Below are 252 nucleotides of genomic sequence, written 5' to 3'. Positions count from 1 at the left end.
ACCATCTTTTTTTGCGGGAGTGGCGAAATTGGTAGACGCACCAGATTTAGGTTCTGGCGCCGCAAGGTGTGCGAGTTCAAGTCTCGCCTCCCGCACCATTCACCAGAAAGCGTTGTACGAGAAGCGTTTTATCGCTAACTGATTAATTATAAATCAGTTAGCGAAATATCTTACTTGCAATCGGTGTGGAAAACGGTAGTATTAGCAGCCACGAGTCGGCACGTAGCGCAGCCTGGTAGCGCACCGTCATGG

Annotated in this window: 1 tRNA gene; it reads left to right on the top strand. The window is 49.6% G+C overall.

The features are described 5' to 3' along the window. Window positions 1-13: 13 nt before the first annotated feature. Window positions 14-98: transfer RNA gene (locus SB756_RS32950), tRNA-Leu, on the top strand. The last annotated feature ends 154 nt before the right edge of the window (window positions 99-252 follow it).

It is taken from the genome of Pseudomonas sp. SIMBA_068 (assembly GCF_046534705.1).
Lineage (GTDB): Bacteria > Pseudomonadota > Gammaproteobacteria > Pseudomonadales > Pseudomonadaceae > Aquipseudomonas > Aquipseudomonas putida.
The sequence above is the reverse complement of the archived record's forward strand: the minus strand, read 5'-3'. Positions and strand labels throughout refer to the sequence as shown.